Here is an 18,652-nt window from a genome sequence, read left to right on the forward strand (position 1 = left end):
ATCGCCATCAAGCCGCAGCCTGCTCCACCCACGCCTGCGCCAACAGTCCTTGGGTGTGGCGCGCCTGCGTGAGTTGATCGCGCAATTGCTGGCACAGAGCTCGCAATTCGTTCACGCGCGTGACGATGCGTGATTGCTCGGTGAGAGGTGGGAAAGCTACGACTATTGGATACACCTTTTTCCCAGATATAACTGGTTGCGCTGTTGCAGAGTCGTTCTCTTTTAAATTTGTAGCTCTCAACAGCCAATACAACCAACTCATATCTATAAAATTTTCTGAATATTTAGTAATGAAAGCATTATCAGTAACCCAAGCTTCTGAAGGGGTAACATGTACCGATCCACAGTAATATCCCACACGACCTATTACCAATGTAGGCTTGCTCACATTGGCCTTGTCATGATATCCATTAACTCCATTCCCCCCATAAACTGGAATAATCCCATCTTTCGCCATTTGTGCAGATGTAAGCCCATCACCTGAATTTATTCGAATCAAGCCCGCAAGCCTCACCCACTCCCACCCCAACGGCAGCACAAACGGTTTTTCCTCATCGCCAATCGCAGGCAACAGCGTATCCCGCTTGATTTTCCCTTCCGCAATCAAACGGTCTTTTTCGGTGCGAATTTTTTTCAGCAATTCGCTGGCAGGCTCATCGGTCGGGTCTTGCGGCACCAGCAGGCCGCGCACTGCGAGTTGGAGGATGGTTTGCTCCAGCGCATCAATGGCTTCGGGACGGTCCAGTAGCACATCAAAATGCGTGGCCACGCGCTGCCAGTTGTGGGCCAGCTCGGCAGCGTCTGCGCTTTGGGCCAGGCTGCCCAGCAGGGCTTGCAGCAATTGCTGATGCTGGATGGCTTCCAGTTGACCTTGAGCTTCCAGCGCATCGCAAAGCTGCATCAGGGATTCGACACGGGCGACGATGCGGGATTGTTCGGCGAGGGGTGGAAGTGGAAATGGTTTACTCTCGAAATAGCTACGCGGCAACCGCTTTTGCCCTGCGGAACCAGTCATAACCTCTTCACCATCCTTGAGAAATCCCGGCGTTTTCAGAAAAAGCAGAACGTATTTACGATCTATATCGCCTAGCGGCCGAACAATATGAAGCTCTGTAGTTCCGGCCCCTATACCATTGCTTAAATTCTGAAATACTGTTGATTTTCCATTTTCAAAGCACGGTGTGATTTTTGCCACACCCACATCACCTTCAGAAAATTGTGTAAATCCAGTTTTTATTTCTTGCCACAAACGAGTCTCTGATGCATGAGCCACCGAGAACTCCACAGGAATTGAGCTCATTTGCACAAATGAAGCCTTAACAGCATCTGCTTCCGAATTTCTTGGATTTATTAATCCAATCGTTTTAAGGTTTGACCACTCCCATCCCACCGGCAATTCAAATGGAATTTCTTCTTCTATACTTAATGTAAGCGGCTTTTCTTTTTTAATCTTTCCCTCAGCCACCAGCCGCACTTTTTCTGCTTTGATGCGCTCCAGCAGCATGCTAGCCGGTTCCTCGCTCGCATCTTGTGGCACCAGTTTGCCCTGCACCGCCAGCGTCAAAATCAGCTCGCGCAGCTTTGCCACGCCCTGCGGCGCTTGCGCAATCACATCAAAATTAGAGAGCAGCTTGCGCGCACTATTGCTTGTTTTCAGCATGTTTTAACCTTGAAACCCTTTATCTACGCACGCTAGTCGCTCTTAATTTTTCTCTGTCTCTGTGCTGTCGGCATCACCTGCAAGCGATTGCGCCAGCATGGCTTGGAGCTGGTTGCGCAGGTCTTGCGCCTTGGCCTGCAGTTGGCTGTAGGCAGCCAGTAGCTCGTCCGGGTCGTGGCTGACTTGCTCGGCCGCATGGGGATTTTTCTGGTCCAGATTGAACGTAGGCCAATAGATAGCATCGCCAGCTTGCTGGGCCATATTGCTTGCCTGAGCAGCTTTCCTACTTTCCTCCGCCAAAGATTGGTGCTGCTGCTTAAGCTCAGCAAACGACTCCGTAATCTCTTTACCGTTTTCTTTCAGCTCATCTAATTGAAGCTTCACATCCGAGGCATCTGCTTTCAAACGCACAGAAAGTGATCGAAGTTTTTTCGCATCCTCCCAGTGAGGAGTGGCCCGTTCTTTGGCATCGGCAATTTTTTCGCCGTAGTTCACCTTCCACGCTTGTTCGTTTTCCACACGGCTGGCAAAGCCGTCGGCAGCATTACCCCACCAGGCTTTCTCCACATCAAACTCTTCAATGCGGATGGGCTTGGTTTTGTTGTAGTTTTTGACGCCTTGCGGGTAGCGGTGCTCGTAGTACCAGACATGTTCGGTAGGCTGGCCCTTGGTGAAGAACAGCAGGTTGGTCTTGATGCCGGTATAGGGGTTGAACACGCCATTGGGCAGGCGCACGATGGTGTGCAGATTGCACTCGTTGAGCAGCTTTTCTTTGATGCGGCTTTTGCTGCCTTCACCAAACAAGAAGCCATCGGGCAGCACCACGGCGGCGCGGCCACCGTCTTTGAGCAGCTTCATGATGAGGATCATGAACAAGTCGGCCGTTTCACGGTTGCGCAGATCGGCCGGGAAACCGTCTTCAATACCGGGCTCTTCCGTGCCGCCAAAAGGTGGGTTGGTGAGGATGATGTCCACCTGATCGGCTTTGCCGTAATCGCGCAGCGGGCGGCTCAAGGTGTTGTCGTTCTTGATCTGGCTGGGCACTTCAATGCCGTGCAGCATCAGGTTGGTGACACACAGGCTGTGCGGCAGCGGCTTTTTCTCCACGCCGCGCACGGCGGTTTGCAGCAGCGCTTGCTGCTCGGGCGTTTGGGCCTGCTTGCGCAGTTGCTCAATAGCACACACCAGAAAGCCGCCGGTGCCGGTGGCGGGGTCCATCACTGTCTCTCCCAATTGGGGGTTGGTGATGTCCGTCATGAACTGGGTGACGGCGCGGGGCGTGTAGAACTCGCCCGCGTTGCCTGCCGCCTGCAGGTCTTTGAGCAGCTTTTCGTACAGGTCGTTGAACTGGTGGCGCTCTGCTTGGCGGTTGAAGTCGATCACCGCCAGCTTGTTGATGACCTGGCGCAGCAGGTGGCCGCTTTTCATGTAGTTGTAGGTGTCGTCAAACACGCTACGCAGCACATAGGCACGCGGGTTTTGCTCAATGCTGCCAGGCAGTTGCGCGAGCGTGGGTAGCAGCTCGTTATCGACAAAGCTCAGCAGCGCCTCGCCCGTCATGCCTTCTTCATCCGCAGCCCAGTCGCGCCAGCGCATGCCTGCGGGGATGGGGCTTTGGTAATTGTCCTGGGTGAATTCCAGCTCTTCTTCCAGCGCATCAAACACCTTCAGAAACAGCAGCCAGGTGAGCTGGGACAGACGCTGGGCATCACCGTCCACGCCGCTGTCCTGGCGCATGATGTCTTGGATGGATTTGATTGTGGATGACAGGTTGGACATGCTGCGAACTTCGAATATCTGAAAAAAAATGCTGCCAGCACTTATGAATCAAGCGCTGGCAGCTATCTATTTTGAAGGTTTAAGACTGGGCAGACGAGCCAGTTGGGTAAATGGCCTGACCCAGTTGTGCCATGGCAGCCTGGTAGTTCTGCTTGCTGCCGCCAAAGCTTTTCATCAACTCTACATTGCTGCCCATTTGTGTGAAGGGCTGCACCTTCAGGATGTCGTTATTTTCAATGGCAAAGATGCCCTCATCGGCATATTTGTCAATCAACGCATCCAGCACCTTGCGGGCGGTGTCGCCATATTTGGCGTAGATGCCGTCGTCAGCCAGCTTTTGCTTGGCGCGCTTGGCGCGTTCGCTGCGGGTGAGCATGGGCTGGTCGTAGGCCACATGCAGCAGCACGTCGAAGGGGTCGGCACCTTGCAGACTGCTGCCATCACCTTTTTCCAATGCCAGCTCTTCCGCCAGCACATCCAGCAGCACGCCGTGGTGTTGCAGCTCTTCGATCAAGGCTTGCTTGCGATCCGCACCGCTCCAGGCTTGCAGAAAGGCATCCAGTGAGTCGTATTTTTTGGCCAGGTTGATGCGAGTGAAGTCGCGCAGGCTCTCGGTGACAAGCTTGCCATTGGCATCAAGGTACTGAATGCGTTCACGGGCAATAGCGACAGTGACGCGATCGCTGATCTTGTATTTACGGGGCTTTTCCGGGTCGCCCGTCAAGTCACCACCGGAGCCGTCGCCACCATAAACACCGGCAGGATCCTTGGTGGAGCCACCTGTTGTCGGCGTGCTGCCATCAGCACCTTCGTCTGAGCCAGGCAGCCCACTTTCACCATCAATGACTGCGCCTTCTTCCCCATCCGGCGTTTCGTCAGGTGTTGGCGGCACCACATCATCGTCGCCTGTGGACTTGTAGATTTGCACGGGCTCGCCATCAAAGTCTTTGTCAGCAAACAGCTCTGTGGCGCGCTTGAAATCGAGAATGGTGAAGAACTGTTTGCCATGCTCTTCGTTTAAGCGCGTACCACGCCCAATGATTTGCTTGAACAGCGTCATGGACTTGATGTTCTGGTCCAGCACCACCAGCTTGCAGGTTTGCGCATCCACGCCAGTGCTCATTAGCTTGCTGGTGACTGCAATCACAGGGTCTGCACTGTCAGGATCAATGAAGTTGTCCAGCTCGCGCTTGCCAACCTCGTTGTCTCCGGTGATTTGCATCACGTATTTGTGGCGGGCAGCACAGAGGTCTTTGTTGGCTTCAGCCAAAGCAGCAGTCATGCGCTGGGCATGATCTACGTCTTCGCAGAACACAATGGTTTTGGCGTTGCGGTCTGTGCCCTTGAGGTACTGAGTGATCTTGTCGGCCACCACACGGTCACGCAGACCCAACACCAGGTTGCGGTTCATGTCCGAGGCGTTGTAGATGCGGTCTTCAATGAGGTTGCCGTTGTCATCCTTCATACCTTTGGGCGGGCGCCAGCCAAAGGTATCGCGATCCAAATCAACGCGCACCACTTTGTACGGTGCCAGAAAGCCGTCTTCAATGCCTTGCTTGAGGGTATATGTATAGACGGGCTCGCCAAAGTAATAGGAGTTGGAAGCGTCTTCGGTTTCCTTGGGCGTGGCCGTCAGACCAACCTGCGTCGCGCTACCGAAGTAGTCAAGGATGTCGCGCCAGGCCGAGTCCTCGTTGGCGCTGCCACGGTGGCACTCGTCGATGATGATGAGATCGAAAAAATCCGGGCTGAACTGGCGAAACACGTCGTCCGCGCCCTTCCTGCCCGTGACTGCTTGATACAGGCCCAGGTAGACCTCATAGGATTTGTTGACTTGCTTGCCGCCCGTCAACTTCTTGCCCTTGGTGAGAGCCAGCTCCAGCTCTTCTACTGTGGTGGTGCCATCAGCATCAACACGCTCAATCCCCTTGGCATGCGGGCTGAGCTTGGCCATCGCGCCCTTGAAAGGCTTGAAGTCGCCAACCATGGTCTGATCAACGAGGATGTTGCGATCGGCCAGGAACAGGATGCGCTTCTTGGCACCGCTCTTGAGCAAGCGCCAGATGATCTGGAAGGCTGTGTAGGTTTTGCCGGTACCCGTGGCCATGACCAGCAGCACGCGGCTCTGCCCTGCGGCAATCGCCTCCAGAGCGCGGTTAATGGCATGCAACTGGTAGTAGCGTGGCACTCGGTTGCTATCGCCTTGGTGGTAGGCAAAGGCATTCACGGCGGTTTGCGCTGGCGTCCAGCCTTTCCACTGTTGGTAGAGTGCCCACAGGAGTGCAGGCGATGGGAACTCCTCCATCGCAAGATTGGTGAGCAACTGCCCGTTGAAGAGCAACGTGGCGTCCCGGAACACAAAGCCATCGCCGTTGCTGGCAAACGCAAAAGGAACGCCCATGCGCTCTGCGTACTCAGTGGCTTGCTGCACACCAGCGCCCACCGTATGACAGTTGTCCTTGGCCTCAACGATAGCGAGAGGCTGTCCAAACTGAAAGCACAACAAGTAATCAGCTCTTAGCGCCGACTGCTTATCACGCTGAGCTTTTTGTCCACGAACGACAATTCGCCCCGGTGCAATGGTGTACTCACGATAGATCTGATCGACCTCGCTCCATCCAGCTTTCACTACAGCTGGGCTGATGAATTTCGCACAAATATCGGCTTCACTGAGCTGCTTCTTGTCCATGCCATCCCCGTGTCTCTATTAAGATGATTATGGCTGCGATGTAATGCTGTCCTTACATTCAACACCCGAACTTGAATTCGCAAGCCTTCCCAGCAAAATCTGCAGTTGTCGCAGTGACCACGCCCCACCTCTTGGTGCAGATAATCCCAGCCCATTTAGCTCTGCCACCATGTTTCGCTGGCTCATGCCCTGCGCTTGGAAACCGGCAATCACGCTCCTGAATCTGGCAGCAAACGCAACGGCGGCGTCTTGGCGCGAGTTGTTCAAGGCCGACAGATTCGCACCACCAGCACCGCCAAGCACGACACCTCTTGCCTTTGCTGCCGCCAACGCCGCCTTGGTGCGCTGACTGATACGCCGTCCTTCAAACTCTGCAAAGTTGGCCATGCTGACCAGCACCATGCGCCCTTCCGGTGTTGCCGGGTTCACATCCGGTAGGTCGGCAAAACAGATCGTGACCTTGCTGGTGTCTATGACTTCAAGGAAGAAGCGCACTGAATCGCCCCGGGTTTTCTAGACACTTCTGAGCCTCAATCCCGAGGCCCAATAGGAGGTGCCATGAGTAAGCCTAAATATCCAGACGAATTCAAGATCGAAGCCATCAAGCAGATCACACAACGAGGCCACAAGGTCGCTGACGTGTCACAGCGCCTTGGCGTTAGTCAACATAGCCTGTATCAGTGGCTGAAGACGCATTCAGGGCCTCCCGCAGAGCGACAAGCTCAACTTACGCAGACAGAAGAGTTGCGCAGACTAAAGTCCGAGCTCAAGCGTGTGACCGAGGAGCGTGACATCCTAAAAAAGGCCGCAGCGTACTTTGCCAAGCAGCTCGGGTGAAGTACGCATTTATTCAGAAACATGAGCACGAATACAGCATTCGTAGCATGTGCAAAGTCATGGTGGTACATCCCAGCGGGTATTACGCTTGGAAAGCTGAACCCGTCAGCCCACGGGCTCGGGATGATCTGCGACTGCAAGGTTTGCTCAAACAAGCCTGGCTTGAAAGTGGTGGTGTGTACGGCTACCGCAAGCTCACACTGGACATGCGGGATCTGGGAGAGCGCTGCGGTAAACACCGCGTGGCCCGTTTGCTCAAGCTCCAAGGGCTGCGTTCGCAAACGGGATACCGGCGCCGCCCTGGGATGCGCGGAGGCAAGCCCGCCATAGTTGCCCCTAACCACCTGCAGCGCCGCTTCGCTGTGGATGAGCCCAATCAATCGTGGGTGACCGACATCACGTACATCCGCACTCACGAGGGATGGCTGTACCTGGCAGTGGTGGTTGATCTGTTCTCCCGTCTGGTCGTGGGCTGGTCCATGGGCAGCCGCATCGATACCGACTTGGTACTCGATGCACTACTGATGGCTCTGTGGCGTCGTCGACCTGATCAGGCGGTCATGGTGCATTCGGATCAGGGAAGTCAGTTCACCGGGCATGACTGGCAGGACTTCCTACGAGATCACAACCTAGTCTCCAGCATGAGTCGCCGCGGTAACTGTCATGACAACGCAGTGGCCGAGAGCTTCTTCCAGTTGCTCAAGCGCGAGCGAATTCGTCGCCAGATCTACACGTCGCGCGAGGACGCAAGGGCAGATATCTTCAACTACATCGAGATGTTCTACAACCCAAAAAGGCGTCACGGCACTGCAGGAGATATTTCTCCGATAGAGTTCGAGAAACGCCATTCCCAACGGCTTAAAAGTGTCTAGGGAATCCGGGGCGATTCATTCCCGTACATCGTCTTCAAAATAGAATTTTAAAAATCCTGTCTGTCTAGTTATTTCGAATCGGGCTGTCAAAACCTTGGGAACAATGGCAACTTCTACCTCATCCCCATAGTATCCTAGCCCTATATCCTGCTCAAGGTCATCTATGATCCACCCATCAAGCCTTTCTGAGTGAATATAAAAAGGATAGTTTCTGTCGCACATCATCCGGGATATCTCCGTGATATCGGAGCCCAGAAGATTTGCTAATTCAGGCAGTTTTATATAGCCCGTAGATAAAAGCTCGGGTAGAGCTTCTTTAATTTTTTCGGAATCCATGAATGAGAGCTGATGCAAGGTTCTGTGCCATCTCGCTCTGATGTCCGAAGCAATGATCTTGGAGACTACCGGCTTTCGACTTCCAGTGGAGAAGTGAAGCTCGGTCTTGCCGACGATCGATTGGAGACGCTTGGGCACGTACATCCGAATCGCATAGATGCCGCTTGGACGGCGATAGATCTGATCCATCTCGTAGAACACTCTCGTAGTAGTGCTTACGAAACTGGCACCTTCAAACCGAAGCAGCCATTATAAATCAATGACTTGCATGCGATTTGGAGCGGGCGATGGGAATCGAACCCACGTTATTTGCTTGGGAAGCAAGAGTCCTACCATTGAACGACGCCCGCATGCTGGCATTTACCCAGAATGCGCCTTGCAAAAATGCTGCTCTGCAAGCGATTGCTTCAATCCTACATCAAGCTTTGCAGGGTTCCAGGAAAAAAACGTTCGATACCGCGATTTTTTGCCCCTGACTTTCCCTTGGGCGACGCCCTTCCGTGACTTTGTTAGGGGCACTTTGGGATGCTAGGCAGTGCCACAAATCACACGGGTAAAATTGTGCAGGATCAAACAGTCTGCAACATTGGCTGCTGCAAGTGATGTAGCACTTGCGCCATGCGCCACCTGCGACTGCAGGTTTTATGCCCATAGCACTTTGGGCAATGATCCCAACTACTTACCGACTTGCTGCCACACCAATCCTGCCCTGCACGGGCTTGCTTCATGATGCCGATCTGCTTTTGCGCTATTGCCTTGCCCCCTGCCTTGCCCGAACCCGGTGCAGCAGTACTGGCGGCTAAGGCTGCTGCAGATCGCAAGGAGGTGGCATGAACGCGCAGCCGCTCTATGACCTGGCGCCCGTGCTGGAGTTGATGGCTTTCGGCCTGCTGCTGGCACTGGGGCCACTGTGCTGGGTATGGTGGCGCAATCGCGGCACAGGGCCCAGCCGGCGGCTGCAGGCCCTGTGTGTGCTGACGCTGTTTCTGACTTTTGATCTGGTGCTGTTTGGTGCGTTTACGCGGCTGACGGATTCCGGTCTCGGCTGCCCCGACTGGCCCGGCTGCTACGGCACATCAAGCCCTGTGCTGGCGCACGCCCAGATCTCTGAAGCCCAGGCCGCCATGCCGACTGGCCCTGTCACGCATGGCAAGGCATGGGTGGAGATGATTCACCGCTATCTGGCCACCACGGTGGGCGTGCTCATTATTGCAATGACCGTCATGTCCTGGCAACAGGCGCTGGCCGCCCGCCGCGCTGGCAGGCCAGAAGAAGCCCGAGGTGCGATGAGCCCCTGGTGGCCCACATTCACGCTGATCTGGGTGTGCATGCAAGGTGCACTGGGCGCGTGGACAGTGACCTGGAAGCTGTTCCCAGCCATTGTCACCTTGCACTTGCTGGGTGGCACGGGCCTGCTGGCCTTGCTGGCCATTCCTGCATCGGCCATGAGTCTGAAGCAGGCGGGCCAATGGCCTGCTTTGATTGGCAAAGGCGTGCGCGCAGCCCTGTGGGTCTGCCTCGTGCTGCTGGTGGTTCAGGTCAGCCTGGGCGGCTGGGTAAGCACGAATTACGCGGTGCTGGCCTGCTCTACCTTCCCGACCTGCCAGGGAAGCTGGTGGCCTGCTATGGATTTTGCGCAAGCCCTGCAGATCTGGCGCCCGCTGGGTCTGCTGGCAGATGGCAACAGCATCAGCTTTGAAGCGCTGACTGCCATCCACTATACACACCGGCTGATGGCCTATGTGGTGATCTTGGCACTGGCAGGTCTCTGGATGGCCATGGGCCATGCGCCCGCACTGTCCCGACAGCGCCGTCTGCTGGGATTTTTTGCGGTGTTGCAAGTTTTAACGGGCCTGTCCAATGTGGTTCTGGACTGGCCTCTGGTTGCTGCTGTGCTTCACACCGGTGGAGCGGCAGCCCTGGTAACGATTGTGGTCTGGAGCCTTACCGCGACGCGGAGTGCTGTCAGCCCAACAACAACGCAGCGCCCGGCCTGAGGCACTGCGTACAAAGAGTGATTGCATGAGTCAAAGTGAAGCCCTGTTAGATAGCAGCTCCCGCCTGAGTCAGTTCTATGCACTGACCAAGCCCCGCGTGGTGCAGCTGATTGTGTTCTGTGCGCTGATTGGCATGGTGCTGGCCGTCCCCGGCTGGCCCACGCTGGCTCAGTGGCTACATATGGCCGAGGCCAGTGTCGGCATCTGGCTGGTTGCGGCAGCCGCTGCTGCCTTCAACTGCCTGGTAGAGCGCCATATCGACGCCAAGATGAAGCGCACCGCCTGGCGCCCCACGGCGCGTGGCGAGCTGTCCAGCCAGCATGCGCTGGCTTTCTCGGCCATCCTCTGCATGATTGGCGCCACGATTCTCTGGGTCTGCACCAATGCGCTGACCATGTGGCTGACGCTGGCCACGTTTGTGGGCTATGCCGTCATCTATACCGTGGTGCTCAAGCCTGCCACGCCGCAAAATATTGTGATTGGCGGCGCATCGGGTGCCATGCCGCCCGTGCTGGGCTGGGCAGCCATGACCGGTGAAGTCGGCCCAGAGGCGCTGATTCTGTTCCTCATCATCTTCCTGTGGACGCCGCCCCACTTCTGGGCACTGGCGCTGTACCGGGTGGATGATTACCGCAAGTCTGGCCTGCCCATGCTGCCCGTGACCCATGGCAGCGAATACACGCGTTTGCAGATTTTGCTCTACACCATCGTGCTGTTTGCCGCTGGCCTGCTGCCCTTTATGTATGGCATGAGCAGCTGGCTGTATCTGTTTGCCGCGGTGGTGCTGGGCGCGGGCTTTGTGGGCTATGCGATTGCGCTGTACCGCAATTACTCCGATGAGCTCTCGCGCCGCACGTTCCGCTTTTCGCTGATTCACCTGAGCCTGCTGTTTCTGGCCCTGCTGATTGATCACTATCTGTTCATGGGCTGATTTTTCAGCGCTGTTCACACCCAAGCCCGGTTCTTCCGGGCTTTTTTTGTGCTCGAAACGCTATCAAATAGTGAGCTCTCAGCGCATGCTTATCAATGGCCTGATGGCCATTTGATCTCAAACACAGAGTTCCCATGAAAAAGGCCAGCCCTTTGCAGAGCTGGCCTTGCATTGCGGGTCAGAGGCGCGTGAGCACCCCTCGCTTTTACAGACCCTTGAGCAGCTTGCCGTTGACTTCCTTGCCGTACATGGAGTACTTGCCATGGTGCTTTTCAGCCGTGGCCTGCAGGTTGCCGTTGAAACGCGGATCCTGGCCACGCTCCTGGCTGTTGATGAAGGTTGCCACGTCCCAGGCTTCCTGATCGCTCAAAGTCGCATTGCCGTAGGGCATGTTGTTCTTGATGAAGTTGGCGGCCTTGTCGATGTCATGCATGCCAGCGCCCCAGTTATAGGAGTCCTTGCCCCACAGCGGCGGGAACACGGCGATGTCACCTGTGAACTGACCCTTGCCGTCTGCACCGTGGCACAGCGCGCACTTGGCTTCATAGACCTTGGCACCGGCTTCATAGGTCGGTGTTTCTTCAGGCTTGCCCGCCTTCTTGAAACCTGCGCCGGGCAGCTTCTCGCCCGTGGGGGCCTTCTGCGCCATCCAGTAAGCGTAAGACTCCAGCGCCACCAGAATGTCGTGACCGTCGTCGGGCGCCTTGCCATTCATGGAATACATGAAGCAGCCGCGCACGCGTTCGGCAAACGTGTCTACGTGGTCGGTCTTCTTGCGATAGGCCGGGTACATGGGGTAGGCGCCCCACATGGGAGCTGCGCCCTTGAGGCGGCCTGCATCCAGGTGGCAGTTGGTGCAGCTGAGCGGGTTACCCGAAAAGCCCACGGCATTGGCAGGCGTGCGGGTAAAGATGGCTTCACCGCGGCGCACCCACTCGCCCATGGGGCCTTCGGGGTAGTCCGTCGCACCTGGGGGCGCGAATTCGCCAGACTTGGCGGCAACGGGCACAGCCTTGGCATCAGCGACAGCAACTGCCACCTTGGCAGGCTCTTCAGCCTTCTTGGGGCTGCTGATGTTCATGCCGTACCACAGCGCGCCACCCAGACCTGCAAACATGCAGGCCACAACAGCGTATTCAGCCAGATTGGAAGACTTGGCCTTGTCTTGTGTTTCTTGGGACATGGTTACCTCAGGGCTTGGCTGTCGTGGTGGCGGCTGCGGGGTTGTGCAAGCGCTGGTAGTAGGCGGCAACGGCCTTGATGTCTTCGGCCGTGAGCTTCTTGGCCACAGCGCCCATCAGGCCCAGAGGACCGGCTTCGCGCTGCCCCTTGTTCCAGGCGTCAATCTGGGTCTGCATATAGTCGGCAGGCAGATGACCAATGGCGGGGAAATCCTTGCCCACACCCACGCCGCCAGGGCCGTGGCACTGCGCGCAGGCAGGAATGCCGTCCGCCCAGCGGCCACGCTCGACCAGCCATGCACCGCTATCGTCATCCTTGCCAGGCAAAGCACCGCGCACGGCCTTGATAGGCAGCTTCAGGCTGGAGTAGAAAGCCGCCACATCAGCGCGCTCCTGCTCGCTCAGCGCCTTAGCCATGGGAGCCATCACCGCCGACTGACGGGCGCCCGCAGCCATCTGGTTGAGCTGGCGCTCCAGATAGCCAGCGTGCTGGCCGGCCAGCGCGGGAAAGCCTGCCTGGCCTTCGCCCTTGGCACCGTGGCAGGTGGCGCAGGCCGCTGCACCGCCCGCCGAGCCGGACTGTGCAATCTTTTCACCGGCAGCAGCGCTGCCTTTCAGTGCGGCCGTGGCGGCTGCAGGTTCTTGCGCCCAGGCGCTGGTCGCCATCAGCATGGAAATGCCGACAGCCACCCACGACCGGGGCAGAGTCTTTGTGTTCAAGCGGTTCATCTTGGGAATATGGATTGACGCGGCGCCCACTGCAAAAACAGCATGTGCAAGGCACCCGCGGCTGACCTTTGAAATCAGCGGCTCCATGAGCGCTGACTGGACATTGCCCGAAGATAACGAGACGACATTAAGTAACAGTTAAACCTGCATCACCCCCCTTTGCATTTGTCATCTGCGTACTGGCAGCACCGACATCAGCGCAATCATGGCTTCGGCATGGCTACGCGTCTGGGTTTTTTCGTAAATCGCCCTGAGCTGGCTGCGGATGGTCGTAATCGACACCCCCAGCAGGGCCGAGCATTCGTCCGCATTGCGGCCCTGCAGCATGGCCTGCGCAACCGTGGCCTCCGCCTTGCTCAGACCAAACGATTGCCGCAATTGCGCAAGCCCGGCCTGAGCAGCATCCGGGCGCGAGCGAACCGTGACCATCAGCACCGCGTTGTCGAACACCGATTGCAAAGCCGTTGCTGGAAGATAGGCGATATTGAGAAACAGCCGATGTGCACAGAGTTGATTGAGCCCCCTGAGCGCCACGCTCTCGGCCTGACGCAACTTGCCAACGCGCTGCAGCGCTGCCTGCAACTGAGCGTTTTCCTGGGCATCTACCGCCACGAGATGCCCACCCACCAATTTCAGCTCTGCCGAACTTTTAATCAGACTTTCCGCATATTCATTGGCATAGACAATTTTGCGCTCTCTATTTAGCGCAAACAGCGCCAGCCCCATATTGGCGGCAAGCTCATTGCCAATAGCGGCATTACGGTGCAAATGCTTTGATTCATGCCATAAAGAAATCGATCGTCCCAGGTGATGCAGGATGCTCTGGGCATTTTCCTTATCCGCAGAGGAATACTCTTTCCGTTCGCTGGAGCGAAGTAATCCCAGCAGCAATCCATTATTATCTGGCGTTGCAAACTTGACGCCCATCAAATATCGAATACCAGCGGGTATTTGAAAATCCTGAAAAAACTCGCTTCGAGAAACATATTGATCGCTGAGGTGCTCCTGGCAAAGCACCAGTTGCCCTGTGCCCGCAGCATCCACCAGCGCCCGGCGTGGGTCTATGGCGGCGTAGTACTGCTCATAGATGCCAATGAGGGCATCCAGATTCATGCCTGGCGTATAGCTGGAGAGCGCAGGCATGTTCCGGCTTTCATCCCAGGTGTACATATGAAAGCAATCGGCACCCAGAGTCTGTATGGTGCGCTGGAATGTCTCAAGAAAAAATTCATGGCGCATGGCCGATTCATAAAGATCACCAATCCTATGATCCGAAGACATTTTCTATTCCCTCTGAACTTTTATTTCAAATAAACTAAAACTCAAAAAATAAATCTAGACAATTCATTTAAAACTTTTTTCATTCATTTGAATGATGAACCTTTTTAAGATTTTTTTCAAAAATAAAAGCTCAGAAACATTTTGACGAGGCACTCATGAAATACACAACAATAGCCCTCGCCGCGACTGCTTGCATGCTCAGCGCATGCGGAGGCGGCGGTGACAGCTCAACATCAAAGACCTCCGATCCTTCGTCGGGCTCAGCCAGCTCCACGCTCAGCGGCGTTGTGGCCACAGGTCTCCCGCTGGTAGGTGCCAAGGTCAATGTCACCTGCAAGGCTGGCAGCGCAAGCGCCACTACAACAGCCAGCGGCAGCTACTCGGTCGACGCGTCGAGCCTGACGCTGCCTTGCGTTCTGGCTGCCGTCAGCGCAGACGGCAAAGTGGAACTGCATTCCGTCGTACCCGGAAGCGGCGCTGCCGGCACCGCAGTCACGTCCAATATTTCCCCGCTTACCGATTTGCTGCTGGCCCAGTACAGCGGCACGACGGCAGCGCAGTTCATTGCCAGCTTCTCGGCCAGCACTGTCATCAACAGCAGCGATATCAAGGCCGCCCAGGCGGCACTGGTTACCGTGCTCAAAGGCTCTGGCGTTGACACTTCCACCATTGACGATCTGATCGGCGGCAAACTTGATGCAGGCAGCCACCAAGGCTATGACGCGGTTCTGGATACGCTGCAAAGCGTGATAGCCGCCGCTAGCACCACACTCAGCGAAGTGGGTGGGGCCATTGCCAGCAATGCGGCCAACCCCACCACAGCATCGGGCACCATCACCACCGTGCTGGCCCCTGCAAGCACGGCCTGCTCCACGCTCAAGAGCGGCGCTCACCGCATCATTGATCTGGCCAGCGGCACCATGACGCCGGTCACCATTGACGCTGTCAATCTCACTGCCAGCATGAATGGCAGCAGCTACAAGCTCAGCAAGAATGCGGCCTGCGACTTCACCCTGGACGACAGCGCCGGCACACGCGTGCTGGTGGCGCGCTCAGGCATGGCCAGCTGGACCAGTGGGAGCGCCAGCAGCGGCAAGGCGGCAGTCTCCATTCCGGCGCAGACCATGGACCCAGCCGCCGTCAATGGCACCTACAACTACGCCCTGCTCAGCGGCCCGTATCAGAACGAATTTGGCACCCACACTTACGCCAAGGGGGTGACAACCGCTGCCACCAATTGCGAAACTGGCGTGAGCAGCTGCACAGTAGATACCAACAGTCCTTATGGCCATCTGGTGGCCCGCGAGGATGGCGGTGCAGACTGGGTAGATGACGGCTCCGACAACAGCGCGGGCTTTCTCGCCTATGGGTTTACCAATGCGCAGGGCCGCTCCATCTGGCTGGTCAGCGTCAAGGAAAGCGGTGGCGGAGTCGGCGTTTTCGCTAGTCAGGCCAATGCCACCATTCCCGCCATTGACAGCGTCAGCACCTATAACCAGTTCACCATCGACAAGAGCACAGGGTTGAGCGCCGTGACACAGGAAAGCTGGAAAGCGGCTTCCGTGAGCGACAAGACCCTGACGCGCTTGTTCAGCTCGGACAGCCATACCGACGAGCTGACCTTCAACACGCCATACCAGGGCCTGCGCCACCGCCTGATCAATGCCTGCAAGACATCAACAGGGGCCAGCATGAGCTGCATGGCCAGCCTGCAGATGCCTTTGAGCGGCATCACGTTCTCGTGGAGCGCCGATGCCAGCCGCCAGCGCACCACGGTTTCCGTGACTACGCCAGAAGGCAGCTGAACGTTTTTCAACCCGCTTCAGGCCTCTGCGCAGCCCACCACGGGCAAGTAGAGGCGCACAACCAGACCGGTGCAGTCCTTCTCAGGCTGCTCCGGTTTTTCCTGCGTCTGGGCAAGCCAGTCCTTGCGCGGCATCAGTTGCAAGGCACCGCCGCAGCACTGCGCAATGCGCTGCACAATGGCCAGCCCCAGGCCGCTGCCGTGGGACTGATGTGTCTTGCGCCAAAAGCGCTGCGTGGCAGCCGCACAGTCCTCCGCACTCAGGCCCGGCCCATGGTCCAGCACCAGCAACTCCACATAACCGTGGGGCGCCGCAGGCTGCACTAAGGCCGATGGAAGCTGCATCACATGGCGCAGCCCCAGCAGCACGGGGTTCGCTGCCGCGTCTTGCCCCGCCAAAGTGCCATAGCGCAGCGCGTTTTCAATCAGGTTGCGCACTGCCGACACCAGCAATGGCTGCGGAACCCGCACGCGCAGATCTTCCAGCCGTGCATCCCCCTGGCGCTGCCCCGGCAACCAGGCCAGGCGCTGCAGGCCCGAAGGGATAGCGGCGGCAGCCAGCTCCCAGGCTTTTTCCACAGACTCCAGTGCGCATGCAGGCTCTGTGCCACACACTGCGGCCTTCGATGCCGCGCCGGATTCATCCACGGGCTGACAATCCAGCCGCGCCAGCAGCAGCAACTGCTCCAGCGTGTGCTGCAGGTGGTCCACGCCCTCTCCCGCGTGCAGCAAGGCCTCATTGGCCATCTGCCACTGCGGTGTCTGTGCCACCGGGTGCCATTGCCGCTCGCTGCCCGGCTGCTGCGACTCGCTGCGCACCATCTGCAACTGCCCCGCACTGTTCACCGCCATCTGCGCCACCTGTACATGGGTCTTGACCGCTGTCAGCGGTGTGCGCAGTTCATGGGCTGCATCATCACTCCAGCGACGTTCGCGCTCAATGGCGTTATGAACGCGCTGCAGCATGTCATTGATGGTCTGCACCAGTGGCGAAAGCTCTCTGACCTGCTGGCCCTGAGTGACTGGCGAATCATCACCAGGCGGCCTCTGGCCTAGCTCCTGGCGCAGCGATTCCAGCGGTTTCAAGCCTCTGCTCACCCCCCACCACATCAGCACCATGCTGACCAGCAGCGCCAGCACAAAGGGCAAGATGATGGTGTAGGCAAACCCATGCACCAGACCTTCGCGCACATCAATGCGGTCAGCAGTTGCAATGCGCACGCCGTGCTCTTCCAGCACATAGGTGCGCCACGGCCGCCCACCCTTGGTAATGGTGGAAAAACCCAGCGGCAAAGGCGCCTGAAAGCTGGGCGCACCGGCGGTACGCGCCAGCACCTTGGAGTCGTCCGCCTCGTCTCCGCCGCCAGCGCCGGAATCAGCGCCCTGCTCTGCAGGTTTGGCGGCTTTACCTGTGCGCGGTGCATGCAGGGGAGATGCAGGAATCAGTGCGGAATGGTTATCTCCAGACCTGGCCCCCGAGGCATCGCTCTCGGGTGCAGCGCTCTGCACCGGAGCAGTCTGCACCTCGCTGCGCAGCATGCTGACTTCACAGGCCACGCCATCGCGTGCCACCACGTTCAGCATGGGCCCCCAGTCCTTGGGTGTGGCGTTTTCCGGCTTGAACTGGTGAACAATGCCCGCCACCATGCGTGCCGACGCAATCAGGCGGTCATCGAGTACCGAGCGCAGCTCATGGCGCATGCCTGCAAACATCCAGGCCGCCACACCGCCCCACAGAGTGCACAGAGCCAGACACAGCCAGACCAGCAGCCTTACCCGCAGACTGCGCATCACTGGGCTTCCTGATCCTGGCTGCGCCCCAGACGAAAGCCCACGCCGCGCACCGTCTCGACAATATCGGTGCCCAGCTTGCGGCGCAGATGGTGGACATGCACGTTCACGGCATTGCTTTCCACATCCTGGCTATAGCCATAAAGACTGTCTCGCAGCTGCTCCATATTGAGCACACGCCCTGGCGACTGCAGCAAAGCCCGCAGCAGTGCCCATTCGCGGCGCGACAGATCGACCAGCCGCGCATCCCGCAGGGCACGGCCTGCCGCCAGATCCACCCGCACATCGCCCAGCACAATCCAGTCCACCGACCGGCCCGCCGCGCGGCGCAGCAAGGCATGCAGGCGCGCTGCCAGCTCATGCAGATCAAAGGGTTTGACCAGCCCGGTCTGCAGACCTTCAATGCGCTGGCCCACGGCATCACGGGCTGTCAGCACCAGCACCGGCACCTCCACACCCTGCTTGCGCCAGCGCGCCAGCAGGTGCAGGCCGTCCTCATCGGGCAAACCCAGATCCAGCACACAGACGTCGAAGTGCGAAGACTTGATGGCAGCATCGGCCTGCGCGGCGCAACCCACCACATCCACACCGAAGCCCTGCAGTTGCAGGCCCGCCTTGACCCCGCTGGCCACCAAAGCGTTATCTTCTACCAACAGCACGTGCATTGTTTAACCCCTGAACTTGTGCTCACACCGGCGCTGATGCCGCGTACAAGCCACTGTTCCATTTCCTGTTCGAAAAACGGGCAGCATGGCAGATTTATGT

At 57.5% G+C, this 18,652-nt stretch carries 14 protein-coding genes, 1 tRNA gene and 1 pseudogene; 4 read left to right on the top strand and 12 right to left on the bottom strand.

The genetic code is table 11. The annotated features are described in order from the left end of the window. Positions 1-7: 7 nt before the first annotated feature. From JDW18_RS11560 to JDW18_RS11575, 4 genes are all read right to left on the bottom strand, one after another. The gene (locus JDW18_RS11560; protein WP_218239613.1) at positions 8-1,660 is read right to left on the bottom strand and encodes a restriction endonuclease subunit S; all 1,653 of its coding nucleotides are present in this window, start codon (positions 1,658-1,660) and stop codon (positions 8-10) included. A gap of 42 nt (positions 1,661-1,702) precedes the next feature. Continuing rightward, complete coding sequence (locus JDW18_RS11565; protein ID WP_246609852.1) at positions 1,703-3,439, bottom strand: type I restriction-modification system subunit M; 1,737 nt, start codon at positions 3,437-3,439, stop codon at positions 1,703-1,705. Between the two features lie 79 nt (positions 3,440-3,518). Beyond that, the gene (gene hsdR / locus JDW18_RS11570) at positions 3,519-6,128 is read right to left on the bottom strand and encodes an EcoAI/FtnUII family type I restriction enzme subunit R (RefSeq protein WP_218239614.1); all 2,610 of its coding nucleotides are present in this window, start codon (positions 6,126-6,128) and stop codon (positions 3,519-3,521) included. Between the two features lie 27 nt (positions 6,129-6,155). Further along, a complete protein-coding gene (locus tag JDW18_RS11575) occupies positions 6,156-6,623 on the bottom strand; it encodes a recombinase family protein (RefSeq protein WP_218239615.1) in 468 nt (155 codons plus the stop codon). A gap of 63 nt (positions 6,624-6,686) precedes the next feature. On the opposite strand from JDW18_RS11575, the gene JDW18_RS11580 reads away from it, so the two are divergent. Beyond that, positions 6,687-7,837 (top strand): IS3 family transposase gene (locus JDW18_RS11580; protein ID WP_218239616.1). Its coding sequence is split into 2 segments (ribosomal slippage): positions 6,687-6,933 and positions 6,933-7,837, totalling 1,152 coding nucleotides; the frame shifts between segments, so codons are not numbered across the junction. A gap of 15 nt (positions 7,838-7,852) precedes the next feature. Here the strand turns inward: JDW18_RS11580 and JDW18_RS11585 are convergent. From JDW18_RS11585 to JDW18_RS11590, 3 genes and pseudogenes are all read right to left on the bottom strand, one after another. Then, positions 7,853-8,173 (bottom strand): hypothetical protein, encoded by a 321-nt coding sequence (locus tag JDW18_RS11585; protein WP_218239617.1) that lies wholly within the window; start codon positions 8,171-8,173, stop codon positions 7,853-7,855. A gap of 66 nt (positions 8,174-8,239) precedes the next feature. Then, a pseudogene (locus tag JDW18_RS22790) lies at positions 8,240-8,362 on the bottom strand (DUF6538 domain-containing protein); the annotation flags it as partial. 87 nt (positions 8,363-8,449) lie between these two features. Further along, positions 8,450-8,523 (bottom strand) — tRNA-Gly (locus JDW18_RS11590). Between the two features lie 480 nt (positions 8,524-9,003). On the opposite strand from JDW18_RS11590, the gene JDW18_RS11595 reads away from it, so the two are divergent. Both JDW18_RS11595 and cyoE read left to right on the top strand, forming a co-directional pair. Beyond that, entirely contained in the window at positions 9,004-10,170 is a 1,167-nt protein-coding gene (locus tag JDW18_RS11595; protein WP_218239618.1) for a COX15/CtaA family protein, read from the top strand. A gap of 25 nt (positions 10,171-10,195) precedes the next feature. Then, positions 10,196-11,101, top strand: a complete 906-nt coding sequence (gene cyoE / locus JDW18_RS11600; RefSeq protein WP_218239619.1) for a heme o synthase — start codon at positions 10,196-10,198, stop codon at positions 11,099-11,101. Between the two features lie 205 nt (positions 11,102-11,306). On the opposite strand, the gene JDW18_RS11605 is transcribed toward cyoE, so the two are convergent. The 3 genes from JDW18_RS11605 to JDW18_RS11615 form a co-directional block, all read right to left on the bottom strand. Continuing rightward, positions 11,307-12,284: a c-type cytochrome gene (locus JDW18_RS11605; RefSeq protein WP_218239620.1), complete on the bottom strand. Its 978-nt coding sequence runs from the start codon at positions 12,282-12,284 to the stop codon at positions 11,307-11,309. A gap of 7 nt (positions 12,285-12,291) precedes the next feature. Further along, positions 12,292-13,011 carry a c-type cytochrome gene (locus JDW18_RS11610; RefSeq protein WP_218239621.1) on the bottom strand — a complete coding sequence of 240 codons (720 nt, stop codon included), beginning with the start codon at positions 13,009-13,011 and terminating at the stop codon, positions 12,292-12,294. A 168-nt stretch (positions 13,012-13,179) separates the two neighbouring features. Next, a complete protein-coding gene (locus JDW18_RS11615) occupies positions 13,180-14,181 on the bottom strand; it encodes a helix-turn-helix transcriptional regulator (protein ID WP_246609854.1) in 1,002 nt (333 codons plus the stop codon). 398 nt (positions 14,182-14,579) lie between these two features. On the opposite strand from JDW18_RS11615, the gene JDW18_RS11620 reads away from it, so the two are divergent. After that, entirely contained in the window at positions 14,580-16,097 is a 1,518-nt protein-coding gene (locus JDW18_RS11620) for a hypothetical protein (protein ID WP_218239623.1), read from the top strand. Between the two features lie 17 nt (positions 16,098-16,114). Here the strand turns inward: JDW18_RS11620 and JDW18_RS11625 are convergent, their stop codons facing one another. Next, a complete protein-coding gene (locus JDW18_RS11625; RefSeq protein WP_218239624.1) occupies positions 16,115-17,887 on the bottom strand; it encodes an ATP-binding protein in 1,773 nt (590 codons plus the stop codon). Further along, complete coding sequence (locus tag JDW18_RS11630) at positions 17,887-18,552, bottom strand: winged helix-turn-helix domain-containing protein (RefSeq protein ID WP_218239625.1); 666 nt, start codon at positions 18,550-18,552, stop codon at positions 17,887-17,889. Before JDW18_RS11630 ends, JDW18_RS11625 begins: the two co-directional genes overlap by 1 nt. Positions 18,553-18,652 lie beyond the last annotated feature (100 nt).

The organism is Comamonas fluminis (assembly GCF_019186805.1).
GTDB lineage: Bacteria > Pseudomonadota > Gammaproteobacteria > Burkholderiales > Burkholderiaceae_C > Comamonas > Comamonas fluminis.

What these genes read in the sequence shown, in the direction of transcription:
- JDW18_RS11595 (WP_218239618.1), top strand. Translation starts at nt 9,004, where the DNA reads ATGAACGCGCAGCCGCTCTATGACCTGGCGCCCGTGCTGGAGTTGATG.
- JDW18_RS11610 (WP_218239621.1), bottom strand. Translation starts at nt 13,011, where the DNA reads ATGAACCGCTTGAACACAAAGACTCTGCCCCGGTCGTGGGTGGCTGTC.
- JDW18_RS11560 (WP_218239613.1), bottom strand. Translation starts at nt 1,660, where the DNA reads ATGCTGAAAACAAGCAATAGTGCGCGCAAGCTGCTCTCTAATTTTGAT.
- cyoE (WP_218239619.1), top strand. Translation starts at nt 10,196, where the DNA reads ATGAGTCAAAGTGAAGCCCTGTTAGATAGCAGCTCCCGCCTGAGTCAG.
- hsdR (WP_218239614.1), bottom strand. Translation starts at nt 6,128, where the DNA reads ATGGACAAGAAGCAGCTCAGTGAAGCCGATATTTGTGCGAAATTCATC.
- JDW18_RS11630 (WP_218239625.1), bottom strand. Translation starts at nt 18,552, where the DNA reads ATGCACGTGCTGTTGGTAGAAGATAACGCTTTGGTGGCCAGCGGGGTC.
- JDW18_RS11565 (WP_246609852.1), bottom strand. Translation starts at nt 3,439, where the DNA reads ATGTCCAACCTGTCATCCACAATCAAATCCATCCAAGACATCATGCGC.
- JDW18_RS11625 (WP_218239624.1), bottom strand. Translation starts at nt 17,887, where the DNA reads ATGCGCAGTCTGCGGGTAAGGCTGCTGGTCTGGCTGTGTCTGGCTCTG.
- JDW18_RS11585 (WP_218239617.1), bottom strand. Translation starts at nt 8,173, where the DNA reads ATGGATTCCGAAAAAATTAAAGAAGCTCTACCCGAGCTTTTATCTACG.
- JDW18_RS11605 (WP_218239620.1), bottom strand. Translation starts at nt 12,284, where the DNA reads ATGTCCCAAGAAACACAAGACAAGGCCAAGTCTTCCAATCTGGCTGAA.
- JDW18_RS11615 (WP_246609854.1), bottom strand. Translation starts at nt 14,181, where the DNA reads ATGTACACCTGGGATGAAAGCCGGAACATGCCTGCGCTCTCCAGCTAT.